This is a genomic window from Streptomyces sp. NPDC048270, from assembly GCF_040652335.1.
Taxonomy (GTDB): Bacteria; Actinomycetota; Actinomycetes; order Streptomycetales; family Streptomycetaceae; genus Streptomyces.
Genome location: NZ_JBEZLV010000026.1, coordinates 48,539 through 70,792 on the forward strand (window position 1 = coordinate 48,539; position 22,254 = coordinate 70,792).

Sequence of the window (22,254 nt, forward strand, 5' to 3'; positions counted from 1 at the left end):
CTGCCGCCCCCGCGCCCGGAAGGCAGCCCGACACTGCCGCCCCCGCGCCCGGAAGGCAGCCCGACACTGCCTGCCCGACCCCCGCAAGGCGGACCGGAAGTGCCGACCCGGCGCCCGTAAGGCAGGCCGGGCCTGCCGACCCTGCCGCCGTAGGGCAGGCCGGAACTGCCCACCCCGCGGCCGCGCGGCAGTCCGGAACTGCCGACCCCATGCCCGGAAGGCAGGCCGGCACTGTCGACCGGGTCCCCGTAGGGCAGTCCGGAACTGCCCGCCCCGCGGCCGCGCGGCAGTCCGGGCCCGCCCACCCCCTGCCCGGAAGGCAGATCGGCACTGCCCACCCAGCCCCCGTAAGGCGAACCGGGCCTGCCGACCCGGGCCCCGTAAGGCAGACCGGGCCTGCCGACCCGGGCCCCGTAAGGCAGACCGGGCCTGCCGACCCGGGCCCCGGAAGGCGAACCGGGCCTGCCGACCCAGGCCCCGTAAGGCAGACCGGGACTGCCCGCCCCGCGCCCGGAAGGCGGACAGGGACTGCTCACCCGGCCCGCAGCTCGGTGGTGCTCGGGCTGGTTCTGCTGCTCGTCTGCGCGGTGGCGACGGGCTGTGGTGGGCGGGCCACCACCCACCACAAGCCCGGCACCACCCACGAGCAGGCCTCCGGGAACACGGGCACCCTGCTCACCGCGGACGACGGCGCCGGCCACCGGCTCCGCGAGGTCCCGGCGGAGGGCGCGCCGGAGGTGCGGCTCACCGCTCGCCCGGACTCGGAGGACGGCTGGAACCTCCAGCTGGCGGTGAACAACTTCCGCTTCACCCCCGACAGCGCCGGCGGCGCCGCCCTCCCGGGCGCGGGCCACGCCCACCTGGAGCTCGACGGCCGCAAACTGGCCCGGCTGTACGGCCCTTGGTTCCACCTGCCGGCCGCACAGGTCCCCGAGGGCACGCACACCCTGACCGTCCGCCTGTACGCCGACGACCACACCGCCTGGGCGGTGTCCGGCAAGCCGGTCGAGGCCACGGCCCCGCTCACGGCCGCAGCCGCCGCCCCCGGGCAGCCCGGGGGCCACGACCACGGCAGCACCCCGCAGGAGCAGGCCGACCGGACGGTCACCATCACCGTCCGGGACGGCAAGGTCAGCCCCGCCCCCGCCCGCACCGAGCTGAAGCGCGGCGAGCGGGTCGCCCTGCGCGTCACCAGCGACCGCGTGGACACCCTGCACGTCCACGGCTACGACAAGGAACTCGCCCTGCCCGCAGGCCAGGAGGCCACCCTGGTCCTGACGGTCGACCGCACGGGCCTCTTCGAGGTCGAGACCCACGAGTCCGCCCTCGTCCTGACCCAGCTCCTCGTCCGATGACCCCGCCGACCCCGACCCCGACCCCGACACTGACGCCAACGGCACATGCCGTGCCGTCCACGCCCACCCGATCCGCCCCCGGCGGGGGAGCGGCCCGGGCCGCTCGGTCCCGCCCAGGCGTCGGCCGCCCCTGCGAGTCCGAGCCGGCCGCGCCCAGCTGCGGCGGCCCGGGCCGGGCCAAGCCCCAGACCGCGCCCGGGTCGGGCCTCTCAGCCAGGCTTCGGACCCGCCTCCGGGTGGGGCGATGGTGACCCCAGGGGGCCTGGGCCCGGGCCCGGGGCCGGTGCCGGTGCCGGGATTCGGTCCGGGCGCGGGTGGTGGGGGCGGGCCGGGCGTGGTCCCGTATCGGGCCGACGAGCCGCTCACCACACTCGCGCACGGGATCGGGTCCCAGCACGATCTGCCGATCTCTCCCTTCTACGCATTCGCCGGTGCCTTCACCGCGCTGTTCGTCTCCTTCCTCGCACTGGGCCTGCTCTGGTCCACCTCCCGATTCCGCGGCGACCGCTCCGGCCGCCCGCTGCCCGCCGCACTCCAGCGGGCCGCCGACGCACCCGCCACCCGCACCGCCCTGCGCGGACTCGGCCTCGCCGCCGCCCTTGCCGTCCTCCTTCACCTCCTCCTCGGTCCCGACGACCCCGCACGCAACCCCGCTCCCGGCGCCGTCTACGTCCTCTTCTGGGTCGGACTCGTCCCCGCCTCCCTCCTCCTCGGCCCGGTATGGCGCCTGATCAACCCGCTCCGCACCCTGCACCGCCTGCTCACCCGGGTCCGCCACCGCCACCGCCGAAGCGACCCCGACCACCCCCTTCCCCACCGCCCGCTCGCCGACCTCCCCGACCCCCCCGCCCGGCTCGGCCAATGGCCCGCCGCCGCAGGCCTGTTCGCTTTCACCTGGCTCGAACTCGTCGCTCCCGATCCGGCATCCACCACCACCCTCCTGATCGCCCTCGCCACCTACGCCACCGCCCACCTGCTGCTCGCCGCCCGCTTCGGCGAGCGCTGGTTCGACGACGCCGACGCCTTCGAGGTGTACTCCGCCCTCCTGGCCCGCCTCTCCCCCCTCGGCCGTCGCAACGACGGCCGGCTGGTTCTCCGCAACCCCCTCCACGGACTCGACGCGACGCCCGAGCGGCCCGGACTCGTCGCCACCGTCTGCGTCCTGCTCGGTTCCACCGCCTACGACGGCTTCTCCGACAACCCCTCCTGGATCAACGTCCTCCAGACCTCCCCCCTCGGCCGCACCCCCACGGCCACACTCGGACTGCTCGCTTCCATCGCCCTCGTCGCCACCCTGTACTGCCTGTGCGCGGCGGCCACCCGCCTGGTCAGCGGCCCGCACCCCAGACCGCTCACCGCCTTTGCGCACTCACTCGTGCCGATCGCGCTCGGCTATCTCGTCGCCCATTACTTCTCCCTTCTCGTAACCGAAGGACCACGCACAGTAAGCATGGCACTCGGCACTGACAACGCCCCCGACCCCGCCCCACCCCTGGGCCCCGGCGGCCTCGCCGCCCTCCAGGTCATCGCCGTCGTCACCGGCCACGTGCTCGGCGTCGTCGCGGCCCACGACCGGTCCGTGCGCCTCTTCCCGCCCGCCAAAGCAGTGGCCGGCCAGCTGCCACTGCTCGCGCTGATGATCACGTACACCATCGGCGGGCTGAGCCTCCTGCTGAACTGAGCCCGCGCTCGACACGGAAGCGAGGACCGGCATGATGGACCCCGTGCCTCCCGCCCACTCCCTGCGCCGAGCCCCGATCCAGCAGCGCAGCGCCGACCGGCTCGCCCGGATCCTCGACGCCTGCGCCGAACTGCTCGACGAGACCGGCTACGAGAACCTCAGCACCCGCGCCGTCGCCCAGCGCGCCGGCGTGCCGATCGGTTCGGTCTACCGCTTCTTCGGCAACAAGCGGGCCATGGCCATCGCCCTCGCCCACCGCAACCTCGACCGCTACGCCGACGGCATCGCGGACCGGCTCGCCGCCCTTCCCGCCACCCACTGGGGGCCCGTCGTCGACGCCATCCTGGACGAGTACCTGGTCATGAAGCGGAGCGTTCCCGGCTTCGCCCTCGTCGACTTCGGCGTGCCCGCGCCGCCGTCCGAGGGTCCCGAGGCCGACCCCAACGACCTGGTCGCCGCCCGCCTCACCGAACTGCTCTGCGCTCACCTCGGGCTGACCCCCGACGCCACGCTGCGGCGAGCCGTCCTCGTCGCCGTCGAGGCCACGGACGCGCTGATCCAGCTGGCCTTCCGGACCGACCCGGCCGGCGATCCCGGCATCGTCGCCGAGACCCGCGCGATGATGCACGCCTACCTGGCCCGCGTACTGGACTGACACCCCGGCCCCGCCATCCGGGGCCGCCCGGCCCCGCCTCGCCCAGCCGCCGCCCCCGCCACGCCACGACCGGGTCCCGCAGACCCCTCCCCTCCGTCCCAACCGGTCGGTATGCTCGGGACGCCCACGTGCCCGTGCCGCAGCCTGCCGCCCCTGGAGGGCCCATGCCCCGCACCGCCCTGCGCATCTGCCCCCTGTGCGAAGCCACCTGCGGCCTCACCCTCACCATCGAGGGCTCCGCCGTCACCGGCGCCCGCGGTGACCGCGAGGACGTCTTCAGCCGCGGTTTCATCTGCCCCAAGGGCGCCGCCTTCGGAGCGCTGGACTCCGATCCCGACCGGCTGCGCAGCCCCCTCGTCCGACGCGACGGACGGCTCCAGGAGGCCACTTGGGAGGAGGCCTTCGACGCCATCGCCGCGGCCGTACCCGACCTGGTCCGGCAGTACGGGCCCCAGACGGTCGGCCTCGTCCTCGGCAACCCGAACGTCCACACCATGGCCGGCGCCCTCTACCCGCCCCTGCTCCTCAAGGCCCTGGGGACCCGCAACCTCTTCACCGCCAGCACGCTCGACCAGATGCCCAAGCACGTCTCCAGCGGACTGCTCTTCGGCGACCCCTTCGCCATCCCGGTCCCCGACCTCGACCGCACCGACTTCCTGCTGCTCATCGGGGCCAACCCGGTCGAGTCCAACGGCTCGCTGTGCACCGCCCCCGACTTCCCGGGCCGGCTCAAGGCCCTGCGCGCCCGCGGCGGCACGCTCGTCGTCGTGGACCCGCGCCGTACGCGCACGGCTGCGCTCGCCGACCGCCACCTCGCGCCGCGCCCCGGCAGCGACGCACTGCTGCTCGCCGCCCTCGCGCACACGCTGATCGACGAGAAGCTCGCGGCTCCCGGCGCGCTGGAGGAGAACACCGAGGGGATCGGGGAACTCGGCGCCGCGCTCGGGAGTTTCACTCCTGAGGCCGTGGCACCCGCCTGCGACCTCACGGCTGCCGAGATCCGCACCCTCGCCCGCGATCTCGCGGCCGCGCCCACCGCTGCCGTCTACGCACGGATCGGCAGCTGCACCGTCGAGCACGGCACGCTCGCCAGCTGGCTGGTCGACGTGCTGAACATCCTCACCGGCAACCTCGACCGGCCGGGCGGAGCACTCTTCCCGCTCTCCGCGACGGCCGCCGCGCCGAGGCCCGCCGGTCCCGGCAAGGGGTTCGCCCTCGGCCGCTGGGCGAGCCGCGTCAGCGGTCACCCCGAGGCCAAGGGCGAACTGCCCACCGCCGCCCTCGCGGAGGAGATCGAGACCGCGGGGGAGGGCCAGATCCGGGTGCTGCTCGCCATCGCCGCCAACCCCGTCCTGTCCGCACCCGACGGCGACCGGCTCGACAGGGCACTGGCCGGGCTCGACTTCATGGTCTCCGTCGACCCGTACCTGAACGAGACCTCGCGCCACGCCCATGTCGTGCTGCCCCCGCCGCCGCCGTCCCAGAGCGCGCACTTCGACTTCGCGTTCAACGGGTTCGCCGTGCGCAACCAGGCCCGCTACTCGCCCGCCGCCGTGCCGCTCGAGGAGGGGCGGATGGACGAGTGCGAGATCCACGCGCGCCTGATCCTCGCCGTCTCGGGCATGCACGGCACCGCCGACCCGGCGGGCGTCGACGAACTGGCCATCCAGTCCGCCCTCGCCAGGGAGACCGCCGCTCCCCGCTCCCCGCTCCACGGGCAGGACCCGGCGCGCCTCGCGGGCCTGCTTACGGGCGGGAGCGGCCCCGAGCGCCGGCTCGACCTGATGCTCCGGCTCGGGCCGTACGGAGACCGGTTCGGCCTCGCCGCCGAGCCGGCCGCCGCGCCCCCCGCAGGCACCACCGGTGACGCCGCCGAGCCGGCCGCCGCGCCCCCCGCAGGCACCGCCGGTGACGCCGCCGCGCCCGCCCCAGGCACCGCCGAGCCCGCCGCCGAGCCCGCCCCAGGCACCGCCGGTGACGCCGCCGCGCCCGCTGCACGCACCGCCGGTGACGCCACCTCCGGCCGTGTCGCCGACCCGGACGGCCGTGCCGCCGCCGGCCTGGCCGCCGGTCCGGCCGCCGCCGGTCCGGCCGGCGGTGGTGCCGGGCCCGGGCTCGGCCTGGCGCGGCTGCTCGCGCACCCGCACGGGATCGACCTGGGGCCGCTGGAGCCTCGGCTTCCGGGGCTGCTGAAGACGCGCAGCGGCAGGATCGAGCTGCTCCCGGACCCGATCGCGGCCGAGCTCCCCAGGCTGCGTGCGGCGCTCGCCGACCGCCCCGCGGCCCTGGTGCTCGTGGGCCGCCGCCATCTGCGGTCCAACAACAGCTGGTTGCACAACGTCCCGGCCCTCACCGGAGGTTCCAACCGGTGCACCCTCCAGGTCCACCCGCAGGACGCGGACCGGCTGGGGCTCACCGACGGGGGCCGGGCCCGGATCACGGCCGACGGCGGCAGCCTGGACGTTCCCGTGGAGATCACCAACACCCTGCGCACCGGAGTGGTGAGCCTCCCGCACGGCTGGGGCCACGACCGCGCCGGAGCCCGGCTCCCGGTGGCCGCGGCGACGCCCGGAGTCAACGTCAACCAGCTGCTCGACGGCACCCGGCTCGATCCGCTCTCGGGCACGGCCGTGCTCAACGGCTTCCCCGTCAGCCTCACGCCCCTGCCCTGAGCTGGGGTTTTGCTCGTATTGCTCACGCGTTGACGTCTTGTTGGCGCAAGGAGGAGGCGCCTACGTTCCCCACATGCTGACCATCCTCGGCTTCGCCATGATCGCGACCTTCCTGGTCCTGATCATGCTGAAGAAAATGTCGCCCATCGCGGCGCTCGTCCTCATCCCCGCGCTCTTCTGCGTGTTCGCAGGCAAGGGCGCCCACCTCGGCGACTACGTCATCGACGGCGTCGGCAAACTCGCCCCGACCGCCGCCATGCTGATGTTCGCCATCGTCTACTTCGGCGTGATGATCGACGTCGGCCTGTTCGACCCGATCGTGCGCGGCATCCTGCGCTTCTGCAAGGCTGACCCGATGCGCGTGGTCGTCGGCACCGCCGTCCTGGCGGCCATCGTCTCGCTCGACGGCGACGGGTCGACCACCTTCATGATCACCGTCTCGGCGATGTACCCGCTGTACAAGCGGCTCGGCCTGAGCCTGGTGGTCATGACCGGGGTCGCGGCCACCGCCAACGGCGTCATGAACACCCTGCCCTGGGGCGGCCCCACGGCCCGCGCCGCGACCGCCCTCAAGCTCGACGCCGCGGACATCTTCGTCCCGATGATCCCGGCCCTCGCGACGGGCCTGGTCTTCGTTTTCCTCCTGGCCTACGTACTCGGCCTGAAGGAGCGCCGCCGGGTGGGCCTCCTGGCCATGCCCGAAGACGAGGCCGCCACGCCGGGGGCCATCGTCGTCGAGCAGGCTCCGGAAGCCGCCTCCGAGCTGGTCACCGCCGGTGCGGGTGGCTCCGCCGAGGGCCGCGCGGAGGGCCCGTCGGGCCCGGCCGGCCGCGGCGCTGCGACGTCCGCCGCGACCGGCGGTTCCGAGGCCGCCGCCCCGGATCCGGCCGCCGCCCCCGCCCCCGCCTCCGCCGCCCCCGACGCCTCCGAGGAGGGGTTCCAGGGCCTCGACCCGCACCGGGCCACCCTGCGCCCGCGCCTCTACTGGTTCAACGCCGGGCTCACCGTCGCCCTGCTCACCGCGATGATCATGGAGCTGCTGCCCATCCCGGTGCTGTTCCTGCTCGGCGCCGCCCTCGCCCTCACCGTCAACTACCCGCACATGCCCGACCAGAAGGCGCGGATCGCCGCCCACGCCGAGAACGTGCTCAACGTCGCCGGCATGGTGTTCGCCGCCGCCGTCTTCACGGGCGTCCTCTCCGGCACCGGCATGGTCAAGCACATGGCCGACTGGCTCGTCGGCGCCATCCCCGAGGGCATGGGCCCGCACATGGCGCTGGTCACCGGCCTGCTCAGCCTGCCGCTCACCTACTTCATGTCCAACGACGGCTTCTACTTCGGCGTCCTGCCCGTCCTCGCCGAGGCCGGCGCCGCCCACGGGGTCTCGCCGCTCGAGATCGCCCGCGCCTCCCTGGTCGGGCAGGCGCTGCACATGTCGAGCCCGCTGGTTCCGGCCGTCTACGTCCTCGTCGGCATGGCCAAGGTCGAATTCGGCGACCACACCCGCTTCACCGTGAAATGGGCCGCCCTGACCTCCCTGGTGGTCCTGGCGGCGGGGATGCTTTTCGGCATCATCTGACCCCGGTCCCCCCTGGCGCGCCGAAAACTACCGGCGCTAGTTTGTAGGGTGTCCGCGAGGTCAGGTCTACGCGCTCGTGCGTGCTCGGGAGGAATGCCATGAAGGCCCACGACGGGATGTACATCGGCGGCGTGTGGCGGCCCGCCGCCGGACGCGACCGGATCGAGGTGGTCAACCCGGCCGACGAGACGGTCATCGCCTCGGTGCCGGCGGGCACCGAGGAGGACGTGGACGCCGCCGTACGGGCGGCCCGCGCGGCCTTCCCGGCCTGGGCGGCCACGGCTCCGGCCGAGCGGGCGGCGCTGATCGGCGCCCTCCGCGACGCGCTGGCGGCCCGCAAGGGCGAGATCGCCGAGACCATCACCGCGGAGCTCGGCTCCCCGCTCGGCTTCGCGGAGAAGGTGCACGTCGGGGCGCCGCTCGCGGTGGCCTCCTCGTACGCCGAACTGGGCGCCTCGTACTCCTTCGAGGAGCGGCTGGGGAACTCCACCGTGCTGCTCGAACCGGTCGGTGTGGTCGGGGCCATCACGCCCTGGAACTATCCCCTGCACCAGGTCGTTGCAAAGGTGGCGCCCGCTCTCGCCGCCGGCTGCACCCTCGTCCTCAAGCCGGCCGAGGACACCCCGCTGACCGCACAGCTCTTCGCCGAAGCCGTGCACGAGGCGGGCATCCCGGCCGGAGTCTTCAACCTGGTGACCGGTACCGGTCCGGTCGCCGGTCAGGCCCTGGCCGCGCACGAGGGAGTCGACCTCGTCTCCTTCACCGGCTCGACCGCCGTCGGCCGGCAGATCGGTGCCACCGCCGGAGCCGCCATCAAGCGGGTCGCCCTCGAGCTGGGCGGAAAATCGGCCAATGTCATCCTGCCCGGCGCCGACCTCGCCAAGGCCGTCGCCACCGGCGTGGGCCACGTCATGAACAACACCGGTCAGAGCTGCAACGCGCTCACCCGCATGCTGGTCCACCGGGACCAGTACGAGGAGGCCGTCTCGCTCGCGGCCGCCGCCGTCGCCACGTACCCCACCGGCGACCCGACCGACCCGGCCACCCGCCTGGGCCCGGTCATCAACGCCAAGCAGCACGAGCGCGTGCGCGGATTCATCGCCAAGGGCATCGAGGAAGGCGCTCGCCTCGTCGCCGGCGGCGCCGAAGCGCCCCACGAGCGGGGGTACTTCGTGGCCCCGACCGTGTTCGCCGACGTCACGCCCGACATGGCCATCGCCCAGGAGGAGATCTTCGGCCCCGTGCTGTCGATCCTCGCCTACGAGGACGAGGAGGACGCCCTGCGCATCGCCAACGGCACCGTCTACGGCCTGGGCGGCGCGGTCTGGGCCGCGGACGAGGAGACGGCCGTGGCCTTCGCCCGCCGCATGGACACCGGGCAGGTGGACATCAACGGCGGCCGCTTCAACGTGCTCGCGCCCTTCGGCGGCTACAAGCAGTCGGGCGTCGGCCGCGAGCTGGGCCCGCACGGCCTGACGGAGTACCTCCAGACGAAGTCCCTGCAGTTCTGAGCCGTCCCGACTGTCCGTCCCCCACGGTCCCGACCGTACCGAGCCGCCCCGATCCGGAGAAGACGACCATGGTCCGCGCCGCCATCCTGCCCGCCGTCGGAGCCCCGCTCGAGATACGGGAGATCGTCCTGCCCGATCCCGGCCCCGGGCAGGTCAGGGTCCGGCTCACCGCAGCCGGGGTCTGCCACTCCGACCTCTCCCTCACCAACGGCACCATGCGGGTGCCCGTCCCCGCCGTCCTCGGCCACGAGGGCGCGGGCACGGTCCTCGCCGTCGGGGAGGGCGTGAGCCATGTCGCGCCCGGGGACGGGGTGGTGCTCAACTGGGCCCCGTCCTGCGGGCAGTGCCACCACTGCTCCATCGGGGAGGTCTGGCTCTGCGCCCGGGCGCTCTCCGGCGTCGGGGCGGTCTACGCGCACGACGCGCAGGGCACCGAGCTGCACCCGGGGCTGAACGTGGCCGCGTTCGCCGAGGAGACCGTCGTCGCGGCCAACTGCGTGCTGCCCGCGCCCGCCGGGATCCCGCTCGCCGAGGCAGCGCTGCTCGGCTGCGCGGTTCTCACCGGCTACGGGGCGGTGCACCACAGTGCCCAGGTCCGCCCGGGCGAGTCCGTGGCCGTCTTCGGGGTCGGCGGGGTCGGCCTGGCCGCACTGCAGGCTGCCCGGATCGCCCAGGCCGGCCCGATCGTGGCCGTGGACGTCTCCCCGGCCAAGGAGGAGCTGGCCCGGGCCGCGGGGGCCACGGAGTTCGTGCTCGCCTCCGACACCACCGCGAAGCAGATCCGCGCCCTGACCGGCGGCCAGGGCGCGGACGTCGCCGTCGAGTGCGTCGGCCGGGCGCAGACCATCCGCACGGCCTGGGAGTCCACCCGCCGGGGCGGGCGCACCACGGTGGTGGGGATCGGCGGGAAGGAGCAGCAGGTCACCTTCAACGCCCTGGAGATCTTCCACTTCGCCCGGACTCTCACGGGCTGCGTCTACGGCAACAGCGACCCCGCCCGGGACCTCCCCGTCATCGCCGGCCACGTCCGCGAGGGCCGCCTTGACCTCGGGTCCCTCGTCACCGACCGGATCACCCTCGACGGCATCCCGGCGGCCTTCGACGCCATGCTGGCGGGCAAGGGCGGCCGTTCGCTCGTGATCTTCTAGCCCGCGGCGCGTCTGGCGGGGTCCGGCGGGGTCGGGGAGGGTGCCGGCGCGGCGCGGCGCGGGCGTGGGAGGTCCGTCCTCGGCCGCCTGCGCCGGCCGCCTGCGCCGGCCGCCTGCGCCGGCCGCCCGCACCGGCCGCTCGGGTCGGCCGCTCGGGTCGGCCGCTCCGCGGCGCCTCGGAAGTGCCTCCGTGCGTGCCGCGGGCGCCCGCCCTGATCGGGCGGTGCGTCCATGCGTCACACGGTGTCGCGCAGCGCCTCGTACTGGAGGGCCAGTCCGTCCAGCAGGGCGGCCAGGCCGGTCTCGAAGGCGCCCTCGTCCACCTCGTGCTGGTGCTCGGCCAGCAGATGGGCCTGGCCCAGGTGGGGGTAGTCCGCCGGGTCGTAGGCCGTCTCGTCGTCCACGAAGCCCCGGGCGAACGAGGCCATCGCCGAGCCGAGGATGAAGTACCGCATCAGCGCGCCGATCCGGGTCGCCTGGGCCGGGGGCCAGCCCGCCTCCGTCATCGCGCCGAAGACGGCGTCCGCCAGCCGCAGGCCCGCCGGCCGCCGCCCCGGCCCCCGGGCCAGCACCGGGACGATGTTCGGATGGTCGGACAGGGCGTCGCGGTACGAGTGGGCCCAGGCGTGCAGGGCGCCCCGCCAGTCCGGGCGACCTGCCTCGAACATCGACAAGTCGACCCGTGCGCTCACCGCGTCCGCCACCGCGTCCAGGATCTCGTCCTTCGTGCGGAAGTGGTTGTACAGGGACGGCCCGCTGACGCCGAGCGCGGCCGCCAGCCGCCGCGTCGACACCGCCTCCAGTCCCTCCGCGTCCACCAGCGCACCCGCCGCCTCGACGATGCGGGCTCTGCTGAGAAGGGGCTTGCGCGGTCTGGCCATGCGCCACATAGTAGGGCCTGCCCGCCATAAACTACCGGTGCTAGTTAAAGGCCCGGTCGAGACGCCCGGAGGTGCCCGGTGAACCTGGAGCTGAGCGAGGAGCAGAGCGCCGTACGCCGGCTCGCCCGCGAGTTCACCGAACGCGAGGTGGTCCCGTACGCCGCCGCGTGGGACCGCGCCGAGAGCGTGGACCGGGGCATCGTGAAGAAGCTCGGCGCGCTCGGCTTCCTCGGCCTCACGGTCCCCGAGGAGTACGGCGGCTCCGGCGGCGACCACCTCGCCTACGTCCTGGTCACCGAGGAGCTAGGCCGGGGCGACTCCGCCGTGCGCGGCATCGTCTCCGTCTCCCTCGGCCTGGTCGCCAAGACCATCGCGGCCTGGGGCAGCGAGGAGCAGAAGCGCGCCTGGCTGCCCCGCCTGTGCTCGGGGGACGCGCTCGGCTGCTTCGGCCTGACCGAGCCCGGTACCGGCTCCGATGCCGGAAACCTCACGACCCGGGCCGTGCGCGAGGGGGACTCGTACGTCCTCAGCGGCAGCAAGATGTTCATCACCAACGGCACCTGGGCCGACGTCGTGCTGCTCTTCGCCCGCACCGGCGACGAGCCCGGCCACCGCGGGGTCTCCGCCTTCCTCGTCCCCACCGACACCCCCGGCCTCACCCGCCGCGAGATCCACGGGAAGCTCGGACTGCGCGGCCAGGCCACCGCCGAGCTCGCCCTCGACGGGGTCCGCGTCCCCGCCTCCGCCCTGCTCGGCCCCGAGGGCAAGGGCTTCTCGGTCGCCATGTCCGCGCTGGCCAAGGGCCGGATGTCGGTCGCCGCGGGCTGCGTCGGCATCGCCCAGGCGGCCCTGGACGCGGCCGTGTCCTACGCCGCCCAGCGCGAGCAGTTCGGCAAGCCCATCGCCCACCACCAGCTGGTCCAGGAGCTGATCGCCGACATCTCGGTCGACGTGGACGCCGCCCGCCTGCTGACCTGGCGGGTCGCGGACCTGATCGACCGCGGGCAGCCCTTCGCCACCGAGTCCTCCACCGCGAAGCTCTTCGCCTCCGAGGCCGCCGTCCGCGCCGCGAGCAATGCCCTCCAGGTGCACGGCGGTTACGGATACATCGACGAGTACCCGGCCGGGAAGCTGCTGCGCGACGCCCGCGTGATGACCCTCTACGAGGGCACCAGCCAGATCCAGAAACTGCTCATCGGCCGCGCTCGCACGGGGGTTTCCGCCTTCTGATCCCCTGCGCGGTGCGCGTACCCGCTAAGCGCTTGCTCACCCTCCGGTAAGGTGTCACTTCCCATACGGCGAAGAGGGTGAGTGAGCGATGGACAGCGCGGCGGAGACGGCCGGCGGCTACCAGCCGTGGTCCGAGGTCACCCCCGACGCGGCGCGGCGGCTGCTCATCGCGGCCGTCGAGGCCTTCGCGGAGCGCGGATACCACGCGACCACCACACGTGACATCGCGGGCCGGGCCGGGATGAGCCCGGCCGCGCTCTACATCCACTACAAGACCAAGGAAGAGCTGCTCCACCGGATCAGCCGGATCGGCCACGACAAGGCCCTGGAGATCCTCAGCACCGCGGCCGACGGCCCCGGCAGCGCCGCCGAGCGGCTCGACGCCGCCGTGCGGTCCTTCGTACGGTGGCACGCCGCGCACCACACCACGGCGCGCGTGGTCCAGTACGAGCTCGATGCTCTCGCTCCGGAGCACCGCTCCGACATCGTGGCACTGCGCCGCCAGAGCGACGCCGCCGTACGCCGCATCCTCGCCGACGGCGTCGAGGCCGGGGAGTTCGCCGTCCCGGACGTGCCCGGCACCACCCTCGCCGTGCTGTCGCTCTGCATCGACGTGGCCCGCTGGTTCAGCGTGTCCGGACCCCGCACGCCCGACGAGGTCGGCGCGCTCTACGCCGACCTCGTACTCCGCATGGTGGGCGCACGGCCGCACGAGGCCCGCCCCCGCACATAGGCGGGGGAGCGCGCCGGGCCGACCCCCCCCCGTCGAAGCCCGGCCCCGGCCGGAGCCGGTCCCCGGCCGGAGCCGTCCCCAGCCGGGGCCGGCCCCCAACTGGAGCCGGCCCCCGGCCGGAGCCGGCCCCCGGCAGGCCCGCCCGGAACCGCTCAGAAGTAGTAGCGCGACACCGACTCCGCCACGCACACCGGCTTGTCGCCGCCCTCGCGCTCCACCGTGACGGTGGCCGCGACCTGCACGCCGCCCCCGGCCTCCGTGACCTCCGTGATCACGGCGGTCGCGCGGAGCCGCGAGCCGACCGGCACCGGCGCCGGGAAACGCACCTTGTTCACCCCGTAGTTGATGCCCATCTTCATGCCCTCGACCCGCATGATCTGCGGCACCAGGCTCGGCAGCAAGGACAGGGTCAGATAGCCGTGCGCGATCGTGGTGCCGAAGGGGCCGGCCGCGGCCCGCTCCGGGTCCACATGGATCCACTGGTGGTCGCCCGTGGCGTCCGCGAAGAGGTCGATCCGCTTCTGGTCCACCTCCAGCCACCCGCTGGGCCCGAGCGGCTCGCCCGTCCCGGCGTGCAGCTCTTCGGCGGACGTGAAGATCCTCGGCTCGGCCATGCCCTGCTCCTGCCTCTCACTCACGGATGCGCCGGGGCGAACAAGCGCTTGCTCAGCATGCTGGGACGGTATGGGTATGTCAACGGACCGCATGTGTATGTGGACGGACCGCCGACTACCCTCGACCGGGTGCCGCAGATTCCCGAGAAAGTCCACGAACTCACCGTCGGCCAGCTGTCCGCCCGAAGCGGGGCCGCCGTATCAGCGCTCCACTTCTACGAGGCCAAGGGCCTGATCAGCAGCCGCCGCACCTCCGGCAACCAGCGCCGCTACACCCGAGACGCGCTGCGCCGGGTGGCCTTCGTGCGCGCCGCCCAGCGCGTGGGCATCCCGCTCGCCAGCATCCGCGACGCCTTGGCCCGGCTGCCCGAGGAGCGCACCCCCACCCGCGAGGACTGGGCCCGGCTCTCCGAAGCCTGGCGCACCGAGCTCGACCAGCGCATCACCCAACTCGGGCGGCTGCGCGACCATCTGACCGACTGCATCGGCTGCGGCTGCCTCTCCCTGGAGACCTGCGCGCTGTCCAACCCGGATGACGTCTTCGGCGAGCGGATCACGGGCTCGCGGCTGTAGCCGGCGCATGCCGCGCCAGCTGTTCCCGGGCGGCCGCCACCAGTTGGGCGTTCGACCGCGCCGGCCGCCCGTCCGGCAGGTGCAGTACATCGCCCGCGCCGGTCCGCGCGCCCGTGCCGCACCGCGCGGCCAGCCGGAGCACCGGCCAGGCGGCGGCCTCCCGCCCGTACAGCACCACCGCCACCGGCGGCAGCCCGCGCAACCCGGCCACCAGCGCCGGATCGGCCGCGGCGAGCTCCGCCACCAGCCGCACCCGCCCGGGCGTCCGCACCGGCCAGGCCAGGAACCGGGCCATCGGCCCGGGCCCGGCCGGGCCGCCCAGCGGAACCGCCGCGTCCACGGCGACCCCCCGGTCCAGCAGGGCCTGCGCCAACTCCTCGGCTCCCGGTTCCGCGAAGTCCACCTCCGCCCGGTCCGGCAGCACCGTCCAGGACCGCACCCGCTCCAGCCGCCCCGCCGGACCGGGCTCGGTCTCCACGCTCACCGGCACCGACAGCGGTACGCAGACCCCCGCGCCCCGCAGCGCCTCCAGCACCGGCCCGACCACCCGGGGCGACAGGCTCCGGCGCCCGCACGGGGTCCGCGGGCTCACCAGGACTTCCCCGGCCCCCGCGGCGACCGCCGCCGACGCAGCCTCCACCAGATCCTGCGGCGACAGCGGCACGGCCGCCCCGTCGGCGGCGCTCCGGCCGCCGTTCAGCGACACCATCGGCGAGCCGGCCGCGGACAGGGCTCCCGCGGGAGCCGCCGACGCGCGCCGGGCCGCCGCGGGTCTCATGCCGCGCCCGCCGTCGGGGCGTCCGCCAGCGCCGGTCTGGGCACCACGATCCCGCAGCCCGCGCACAGCGGACCGTCCCAGGCCCACGCCTGCTCCCAGGCGCCGACCGCGGGCACGGCCGGCCACCGCAGCTCCTCCTCGCCGCAGACCGGGCACCCCGGCCCGGGCTCCGACTCCAGCGCCTTCACCAGCCGCCGCAGCACCTCGCCCAGCGCCCCCTCCGGCCGCACCCCCGGATCCGCGCACCGCACCACCGCGTCCCCGCTCCCGCCCCACGCCCACTCCGGCCGCCGCAGCCCGTGGTGCTTCTCCCGCCGCCGCCGCTCCGCGAACTGGCGCTCGTACTCCAGCCAGACCGCCCGCGCGTCCTCCAGCTCCTCCAGCGCGGCGACCAGCCGCAGGGGGTCGGCCCCCCGGTCCTCGGGGGCGATCCCGTGCCGGTCGCACAGGTGCCACCACGTGGCCCGGTGGCCGTAGGGAGCGAACCGCTCCAGGCAGCGGCGCAGGGAGTGGCGCCGCAGGGCCCGGTCGTTGCGTGCGTCACGCACTTGGTAGGCCAGACTCCGGAATCCTGCCATCACACCTTCACCTCCGCCGATGTGCCCAACATGCCCTGCGGGTGCCGGGCGCATGCGGGGGCGGTCGAGGCGTGCGGGTGGCACATGGCCGGAACTCAGCGCCCCATGCGCCCCGCGGCAACCACCAGCCGGGCCAGTTCCGCGTGGCAGATATCGCTGTGCGCCCCCGAGGGAGCGCCGCCGCGCCGCACCACCGAGCCCGCGTCCACGCTGACGCAGCCCGTCGCGGGCACCCCTTCGCGCAGGGCCCTGTCCAGGGTCAGCCGGGGCGCGCCCGGTACGGCCTGCACCCCGTCGTGCCCGATCGCGCCCCAGCGCTCGTCGAGGCCGAGGGCTCCGGCCGAATCTCCCGCCATCCGGGAGGCCAGCGGATAGAACACCCGCAGGGAGGTGTCGTGCGGGGAATGGCAGGCCACCACCGGTCCGCGGATTTTGCGGTGCAGGCCGCCGAGGGCGCCGCCGCGGTTCCTGTCGTGCGGCAGCCGGTCCGAGAACACGTAGTGGGAGAAGGCCCCCTGGAGCAGGGTCAGCGATCCGATGTGCCGGGCGCCGTCCGGAACGGCACGCAGCGAGAACGACACCAGCCGCGCCCCGAAGCTGTGCCCGATCAGATGGATCCGCAGACCGGGCCGCTGACGCCCCAGCTCCGCCAGCACCGGGCCGAGGCCGCGCTCGCCGACCACCCCCGCCCGCTTCTTCATCTTGTAGTAGGTGGCCTGCCGCAGCAGCTCCTTCGCACCGTTCCACAGGGGGCGCAGCCCGCCGCCGAGCGAGAGGTCCCGCCCGGTCCGCGCGCCCGTCTCGGCCAGCGCTTCGGTCAGCGCCCGGCAGACCTCCAGGACGTCCTCCGCGAAGACGGCCGGTACCGGCGCGGCCGTCACCGCGGCCGGGGCGTCGGCCCCTTCCGCCGCATCCGCCATGTCCGCCGTGTCCACGGTGTCCTCGGTGTCCGCCGTGTCCATCCCGTCGATCACGTCGACCACGTCCACGCCGGCGAGCTCCCGAACGAGGGCCCCGAACTCGATGAAGGCCGACTCCGACTCCGGCCGCTCCTCCAGCAGTTCGGCCACCCGGTCCAGCTCCGCCGTCCGCCCGGGCCAGAACTCCCCGAGCGCCCGCCGGGTCGCGGGGTCCAGCGCCGTCCCGGAGCCGGGCTCGGCGAGCACGCCCCGGTCCTCGAAGTCCGGTATCGGCTCGTCGGAGAAGCGCATCGAGGGCCATACGACACCCACGTACCCCAGCCGTACCCCCGGCCCCGCCAGCCCCGGGAAGGGGGCGAAGAACCGTTCGTAGAGCCGGGTCGCCGTGGAGCGGTCGCTGTTCCAGCCGTGGGCGAAGACCAGCAGGTCCGTGGCGTCGATCCGGGCCACCGCCGCCAGTGAGCCCCGGTCCACGTCGCCCTCGGAGTCGAAGGTCAGCTCCGCGTACGGCGCCACCCCGATCCCGGCTGCGACGCCGGCCCCGATCCCGGCCCCGACTTCCGCCCCGATCCCGGCCCCGACTCCCGTCCCGACTCCGGCCTCGACTCCGGCCTCGACCCCGACCCCGATCCCGGCTCCGCTGTCCGCCATGCCCTGTCCCCCTCCACCCGCGCCCGGTCCATCCAGCATCCTGCGGGCACGCCTACCCGGCCAGACCCCCGGCACCCCCCGCTCACCCGTAGAGGAGGTACTTCCCGCGCACCGCCTCGAAGCGGGCCAGCCCCGCGGCCCAGTCACCGGCGATCTCCTCGACCCCGGCGCCCGCGTCCACCAGCTTCCGCACCCGGTCCGAGCCCGTCAGCCGGTCGATCCAGTGGTCCGTGCGCCAGGCGAATCCGCTCCAGGACCGCCGGGCCGTGACCAGCAGCCCGATCCCGGCCCGTACCGGATCGAAGGCCTCCCGGTCGTGCACGATCAGCCGGACCCCGCCGCACACCTTCCCCACGTGCTTGGAGAAGGACGGCGTGAAGTACGCCTCCCGGAACCACACCCCGGGCAGCTCCAGTGCGTTCGCCGCCTCCGCCCACCGCCGGTCGACGCCCTCGGCGCCCAGCACCTCGAAGGGGGTGGTCGTGCCGCGCCCCTCGGACAGGTTCGTCCCCTCGAACAGGCAGGTGCCGGCGTAGGCGAGGGCCGTGTCCGGGGTCGGCATGTTCGGGCTGGGCGGCACCCAGGGCAGCCCGGTGTCCCCGAAGAACGACCCCCGCCGCCACCCCGTCATCGCCACCGTCCGCAGCCTGACCGGCTTCTCGGGCAGCCGGGACAGGAACTCGCCGTTGAAGAGGAGGGCCAGCTCGGCCGCCGTCATCCCGTGCGCGAGGGCGATCGGCTCCCGGCCCACGAAGCTCGCGTACGGCGGCTCCAGCACCGGCCCCGCGGCCCGCCGGCCGCCCACCGGGTTGGGCCGGTCCAGGACCACCACCGCCTTGCCGGCGAGGGCGGCCGCGCGCATGCAGTCGTAGAGCGTCCAGATGTAGGTGTAGAAACGCGCCCCGACGTCCTGGATGTCGAAGACGACGGTGTCGATCCCGGCCGCCGTGAACACGTCCGCGAGCCGCTGCCCGCTCTTGTCGTAGGTGTCGTACACGGGCAGCCCGGTCGCCGGGTCACGGGAGGCCCCTTCGGAGCCGCCCGCCTGCGCCGTGCCGCGGAACCCGTGCTCCGGGCCGAACACCGCGACCAGGTCCACCCGTTCGTCCGCGTGCAGGACGTCGACCAGGTGGCGGGCGTCGGCGGTGATCCCGGTGGGGTTGGTGACCACCCCGACCTTCTGCCCGGCGAGTACGGCGTACCCGTCCGCGGCGAGGCACTCGAATCCCGTGCGCACCTGCCCCGCCCGGGGAGCGGCCGCGGCGCCCACGGCCTGGGCGCCGCCCAGGTCCCGGGCCCCGCCCGAGGCACGAGCCCCGCCCACCGCCTGAGCCGCCCCCGCGGCCCCGGCAGCCCCTGCCGCCCCGATGGCCCCCGCCAGTCCCAGCACCCCGCGTCGCGAGAGAGTCATCCGGCCAACGTAGGGCGCGACCCCCTTCCGTCCCGACATACCGACTGGTTAGTCTGCCCACCATCCGCAGCCTCCCTCCCCGCCGTCAGACCCCGGCCGTCCTCCCCGAAGGGTGATTCCCGTGAGCGCGTACGCGTACCAGGACCAGCGAGTCGTCGTCACCGGCGCGGGCGGCGGGATCGGCGCCGCCCTCGCCCACCGCTTCGCCGCCGAGGGCGCCACCGTGGCCGTCAACGACCTCGACCCGGCCAAGGCGGCAGCGGTGGCGGGCGCGATCGGTCCCCGCGCGGTCCCCGTGCCCGGCGACGCGTCGGCGATCGTGGCCGAGGCCCGGGAGGCCCTCGGCGGCGGGATCGACGTCTACTGCGCCAACGCCGGACTGGCCTCCGGCGGCGACGCGTTCGCCGACGAGGCCGTCTGGGAGGCGGCCTGGGACACCAACGTCATGGCCCATGTGCGCGCCGCCCGGCTGCTCCTGCCGGACTGGCTCGAGCGGGGCAGCGGCCGCTTCGTGTCCACCGTCTCGGCCGCCGGACTGCTGACCATGATCGGCGCGGCGCCGTACAGTGTCACCAAGCACGGTGCGCTCGCCTTCGCCGAATGGCTGTCGCTGACCTACCGCCACCGCGGTGTCCAGGTCCACGCCATCTGCCCGCAGGGGGTGCGCACCGACATGCTGACGGCCGCGGGATCGGCGGGCGAACTCGTGCTCGCGCCGACCGCGATCGAGCCGGAGGCGGTCGCTGACGCACTGTTCGACGGCATGGAGAAGGGCCGGTTCTTGATCCTCCCGCACCCCGAGGTCGCGGACTTCTACGCCGCCCGCGCCACCGATCCGGACCGCTGGCTGAGCGGCATGAACCACCTCCAGCGCAAGTGGGAGACCCCGTGAGCTCCCCGTACGCCGCCAAGCCGTGGGTCGGCCTGCTCAGCCCGGCCCAGCGGGCGCCCGTCACCCCGCTGCCGACCGTGCTGCACGCCTTCCGCGCGGCCGCGGCCCGGGCCCCCGAGCGGACCGCGCTCGCCTACTTCGACGGCCGCACCGGCTACGCCGAGGCCGACGCGCTCTCCGACTCGGTGGCCGGCCACCTCGCGGCGCGCGGCGTCGGCCGCGGGGACCGGGTCGCCGTCATGCTGCAGAACACGCCGCACTTCGTGCTGGCCGTCCTCGCCGCCTGGAAGGCCGGGGCCGTCGTGGTCCCGCTCAACCCCATGTACAAGGCCGGGGAGGTCGGGCACATCCTGCGCGACTCCGGGGCCGCCGCGCTGGTCTGCGACGGCCGCGCGTGGTCGGCGTACCTCCGCGAGGCCGTCGGGGGGACGGCCGTACGGACCGTCCTGACCGCCTCCGACCTGGACTTCCAGACCCGCAACGACCCGCGGGTCCTCGGCCCCGCGACGGCCCCGCCTTCTTCCGCGGACCGCACCGCCCCCAAGGACCGCACCGCCCCCGCGGACCGCGCCGCCCCCGCGGCCGGCGCCGCCCCGCCGGCGGCGCATCCCCACGTCAGCGACCTCTTCGCCGTGGCCCACGACGGGCGTCCCGCGCCGGACGACCCGCAGCTCACCGCCGCCGACACCGCCCTCATCAGCTACACCTCCGGCACCAGCGGCACCCCCAAGGGCGCGATGAACCCGCACGGCGCCCTCACGTACAACGCCGTCCGCCAGGTCACCGCCCACCCGCTCCCGGAGGGCGCCGCCTACTTCGCCCTCGCACCCCTCTTCCACATCACCGGCATGGTCTGCGAGCTCGCCGCCTGCTTCGCCAACGCGGGCACCCTGGTCCTCGCCCACCGCTTCGACGCCGCGGTCGTGCTCGACGCCTTCCTGGAGCACCGGCCCGCCTACACCGTCGGCCCGGCCACCGCCTTCATGGCCCTGGCCGCCCATCCGGAGGCCACCCGGGACCACTTCGCCTCGTTCCAGGTGGTCTCCTCGGGCGGAGCCCCGCTGCCGCCCGCCCTCGTCGAGCGGCTGCGCGGCGCCTTCGGCTTCTACCTGCGCAACGGCTACGGCCTCACCGAGTGCACCGCCCCCTGCGCCAGCGTCCCCCCGCACCTCGAAGCCCCCGTCGACCGGGCCTCCGGCGCCCTCTCCGTCGGACTCCCCGGCGCCGACACCGTCGTGCGGATCCTCGACGAGCAGGGCGCCGAGGTGCCCCTCGGCGAGACCGGCGAGATAGCCGTCCGCGGTCCCCAGGTCGTCCCGGGCTACTGGGGCCTGCCCGCGGACACCGCCCAGGCCTTTCCGGAGGGCGAACTGCGCACCGGGGACGTCGGTTTCATGGACCCGGACGGCTGGCTCTACGTCGTCGACCGCAAGAAGGACATGATCAACGCCTCCGGCTTCAAGGTCTGGCCGCGTGAGGTCGAGGACGTGCTCTACACCCACCCGGCGGTCCGCGAGGCGGCCGTGGTCGGCGTGCCGGACGCCTACCGCGGGGAGAGCGTGAAGGCCTACGTCAGCCTGCGCCCCGGCGCCCGCGCGGAGCCGGCCGAGCTGTCCGCCTACTGCGCCGAGCGCCTCGCCGCCTACAAGTACCCCCGGCAGGTGGAGATCCTGGCTGTTCTGCCGAAGACCACCAGTGGCAAGATCCTTCGACGGGAACTGCGCGATCGCGGCTGAAAACAGTCGGATGGTCGTACAGCTGGATTGGGAAGGGAAGGTCGGCGCCATGGCTGCCAGGACCACGGAACCCGAAGGCGCGCACGAGGCGCCGGTGCCGCAGCGGCTGCTGGCCGTCGCCACCCGGCTGTTCGCCGAGCGCGGCTACGACCGCACCTCCGTACAGGAGATCGTCGAGGCGGCCGGGGTCACCAAGGGCGCGCTCTACCACTACTTCGGGTCCAAGGACGACCTGCTGCACGAGGTGTACGCGCGGATGCTGCGCCGCCAGCAGCAGCGGCTCGACGCCGTGGCCGCCTCCGACGCGCCGGTCGAGGACCGGCTGCGGGCGGCCGCCGCCGACGTGGTGGTCACGACCATCGAGAACCTCGACGACGCGATGATCTTCTTCCGGTCGATGCACCAGCTCAGCCCGGAGAAGTTCAAGCAGGTGCGGGCGGAGCGGCGGCGCTACCACGAACGCTTCCGCGCGCTGGTCGAGGAGGGCCAGCGCAGCGGCGTGTTCTCCACCGCCACCCCCGCCGACCTGGTGGTGGACTACCACTTCGGGTCCGTGCACCACCTGTCGACCTGGTACCGCGCCGACGGGCCGCTCACCCCGCAGCAGGTCGCCGATCACCTCGCCGACCTGCTGCTGCGGGCGCTGCGGCCCTGAG

Annotated in this window: 19 protein-coding genes; 13 read left to right on the forward strand and 6 right to left on the reverse strand. The window is 74.6% G+C overall.

What is annotated here, in order from left to right; translation table 11 throughout:
* The first annotated feature begins 554 nt into the window (after nucleotides 1-554).
* From AB0D66_RS22975 to AB0D66_RS23005, 7 genes are all read left to right on the forward strand, one after another.
* Nucleotides 555-1,355 carry a hypothetical protein gene (locus tag AB0D66_RS22975; RefSeq protein ID WP_362306489.1) on the forward strand — a complete coding sequence of 267 codons (801 nt, stop codon included), beginning with the start codon at nucleotides 555-557 and terminating at the stop codon, nucleotides 1,353-1,355.
* 334 nt (nucleotides 1,356-1,689) lie between these two features.
* The gene (locus AB0D66_RS22980) at nucleotides 1,690-3,036 is read left to right on the forward strand and encodes a hypothetical protein (RefSeq protein ID WP_362306492.1); all 1,347 of its coding nucleotides are present in this window, start codon (nucleotides 1,690-1,692) and stop codon (nucleotides 3,034-3,036) included.
* A gap of 34 nt (nucleotides 3,037-3,070) precedes the next feature.
* The gene (locus AB0D66_RS22985; protein WP_362306642.1) at nucleotides 3,071-3,691 is read left to right on the forward strand and encodes a TetR/AcrR family transcriptional regulator; all 621 of its coding nucleotides are present in this window, start codon (nucleotides 3,071-3,073) and stop codon (nucleotides 3,689-3,691) included.
* Between the two features lie 164 nt (nucleotides 3,692-3,855).
* The gene (locus tag AB0D66_RS22990; protein ID WP_362306495.1) at nucleotides 3,856-6,363 is read left to right on the forward strand and encodes a molybdopterin-dependent oxidoreductase; all 2,508 of its coding nucleotides are present in this window, start codon (nucleotides 3,856-3,858) and stop codon (nucleotides 6,361-6,363) included.
* Nucleotides 6,364-6,436: 73 nt separating this feature from the next.
* Nucleotides 6,437-7,942 carry a citrate:proton symporter gene (locus AB0D66_RS22995; RefSeq protein WP_362306498.1) on the forward strand — a complete coding sequence of 502 codons (1,506 nt, stop codon included), beginning with the start codon at nucleotides 6,437-6,439 and terminating at the stop codon, nucleotides 7,940-7,942.
* Nucleotides 7,943-8,040: 98 nt separating this feature from the next.
* Entirely contained in the window at nucleotides 8,041-9,453 is a 1,413-nt protein-coding gene (locus AB0D66_RS23000) for an aldehyde dehydrogenase family protein (RefSeq protein ID WP_362306501.1), read from the forward strand.
* 68 nt (nucleotides 9,454-9,521) lie between these two features.
* On the forward strand, nucleotides 9,522-10,601 hold the full coding sequence (locus tag AB0D66_RS23005; protein ID WP_362306503.1) for a Zn-dependent alcohol dehydrogenase: 1,080 nt from the start codon (nucleotides 9,522-9,524) through the stop codon (nucleotides 10,599-10,601).
* Between the two features lie 236 nt (nucleotides 10,602-10,837).
* Here AB0D66_RS23005 and AB0D66_RS23010 read toward each other — a convergent pair whose 3' ends face one another.
* Nucleotides 10,838-11,482 carry a TetR/AcrR family transcriptional regulator C-terminal domain-containing protein gene (locus AB0D66_RS23010; RefSeq protein ID WP_362306506.1) on the reverse strand — a complete coding sequence of 215 codons (645 nt, stop codon included), beginning with the start codon at nucleotides 11,480-11,482 and terminating at the stop codon, nucleotides 10,838-10,840.
* 78 nt (nucleotides 11,483-11,560) lie between these two features.
* Between AB0D66_RS23010 and AB0D66_RS23015 the strand changes: the two genes are divergently transcribed.
* A complete protein-coding gene (locus AB0D66_RS23015; protein WP_362306509.1) occupies nucleotides 11,561-12,712 on the forward strand; it encodes an acyl-CoA dehydrogenase family protein in 1,152 nt (383 codons plus the stop codon).
* Nucleotides 12,713-12,800: 88 nt separating this feature from the next.
* Nucleotides 12,801-13,445 (forward strand): TetR/AcrR family transcriptional regulator, encoded by a 645-nt coding sequence (locus AB0D66_RS23020; RefSeq protein WP_362306511.1) that lies wholly within the window; start codon nucleotides 12,801-12,803, stop codon nucleotides 13,443-13,445.
* A gap of 152 nt (nucleotides 13,446-13,597) precedes the next feature.
* Here the strand turns inward: AB0D66_RS23020 and AB0D66_RS23025 are convergent, their stop codons facing one another.
* Nucleotides 13,598-14,059: a MaoC family dehydratase gene (locus tag AB0D66_RS23025; protein ID WP_362306513.1), complete on the reverse strand. Its 462-nt coding sequence runs from the start codon at nucleotides 14,057-14,059 to the stop codon at nucleotides 13,598-13,600.
* Nucleotides 14,060-14,188: 129 nt separating this feature from the next.
* On the opposite strand from AB0D66_RS23025, the gene soxR reads away from it, so the two are divergent.
* A complete protein-coding gene (gene soxR / locus AB0D66_RS23030; protein WP_362306517.1) occupies nucleotides 14,189-14,632 on the forward strand; it encodes a redox-sensitive transcriptional activator SoxR in 444 nt (147 codons plus the stop codon).
* Here the strand turns inward: soxR and AB0D66_RS23035 are convergent.
* From AB0D66_RS23035 to AB0D66_RS23050, 4 genes are all read right to left on the reverse strand, one after another.
* The gene (locus AB0D66_RS23035; protein ID WP_362306520.1) at nucleotides 14,613-15,410 is read right to left on the reverse strand and encodes a 3-keto-5-aminohexanoate cleavage protein; all 798 of its coding nucleotides are present in this window, start codon (nucleotides 15,408-15,410) and stop codon (nucleotides 14,613-14,615) included. The genes soxR and AB0D66_RS23035 overlap by 20 nt on opposite strands.
* Nucleotides 15,407-15,988, reverse strand: coding sequence for a hypothetical protein (locus tag AB0D66_RS23040; RefSeq protein ID WP_362306523.1), 582 nt, complete (start codon nucleotides 15,986-15,988; stop codon nucleotides 15,407-15,409). Before AB0D66_RS23040 ends, AB0D66_RS23035 begins: the two co-directional genes overlap by 4 nt.
* 95 nt (nucleotides 15,989-16,083) lie before the next feature.
* The gene (locus tag AB0D66_RS23045; protein ID WP_362306526.1) at nucleotides 16,084-17,559 is read right to left on the reverse strand and encodes a serine-threonine protein kinase; all 1,476 of its coding nucleotides are present in this window, start codon (nucleotides 17,557-17,559) and stop codon (nucleotides 16,084-16,086) included.
* Between the two features lie 82 nt (nucleotides 17,560-17,641).
* Nucleotides 17,642-18,970 (reverse strand): DUF1343 domain-containing protein, encoded by a 1,329-nt coding sequence (locus tag AB0D66_RS23050; RefSeq protein WP_362306530.1) that lies wholly within the window; start codon nucleotides 18,968-18,970, stop codon nucleotides 17,642-17,644.
* A 121-nt stretch (nucleotides 18,971-19,091) separates the two neighbouring features.
* Here AB0D66_RS23050 and AB0D66_RS23055 point away from each other — a divergent pair, with 121 nt between their 5' ends.
* Genes AB0D66_RS23055 through AB0D66_RS23065 form a run of 3 tightly spaced genes read left to right on the forward strand, consistent with a single transcriptional unit; the run spans nucleotide 19,092 to nucleotide 22,253 of the window.
* A complete protein-coding gene (locus AB0D66_RS23055) occupies nucleotides 19,092-19,862 on the forward strand; it encodes an SDR family NAD(P)-dependent oxidoreductase (protein ID WP_362306533.1) in 771 nt (256 codons plus the stop codon).
* The gene (locus AB0D66_RS23060) at nucleotides 19,859-21,598 is read left to right on the forward strand and encodes an AMP-binding protein (protein ID WP_362306536.1); all 1,740 of its coding nucleotides are present in this window, start codon (nucleotides 19,859-19,861) and stop codon (nucleotides 21,596-21,598) included. Before AB0D66_RS23055 ends, AB0D66_RS23060 begins: the two co-directional genes overlap by 4 nt.
* A gap of 49 nt (nucleotides 21,599-21,647) precedes the next feature.
* A complete protein-coding gene (locus AB0D66_RS23065; RefSeq protein WP_362306538.1) occupies nucleotides 21,648-22,253 on the forward strand; it encodes a TetR/AcrR family transcriptional regulator in 606 nt (201 codons plus the stop codon).
* Nucleotide 22,254 lies beyond the last annotated feature (1 nt).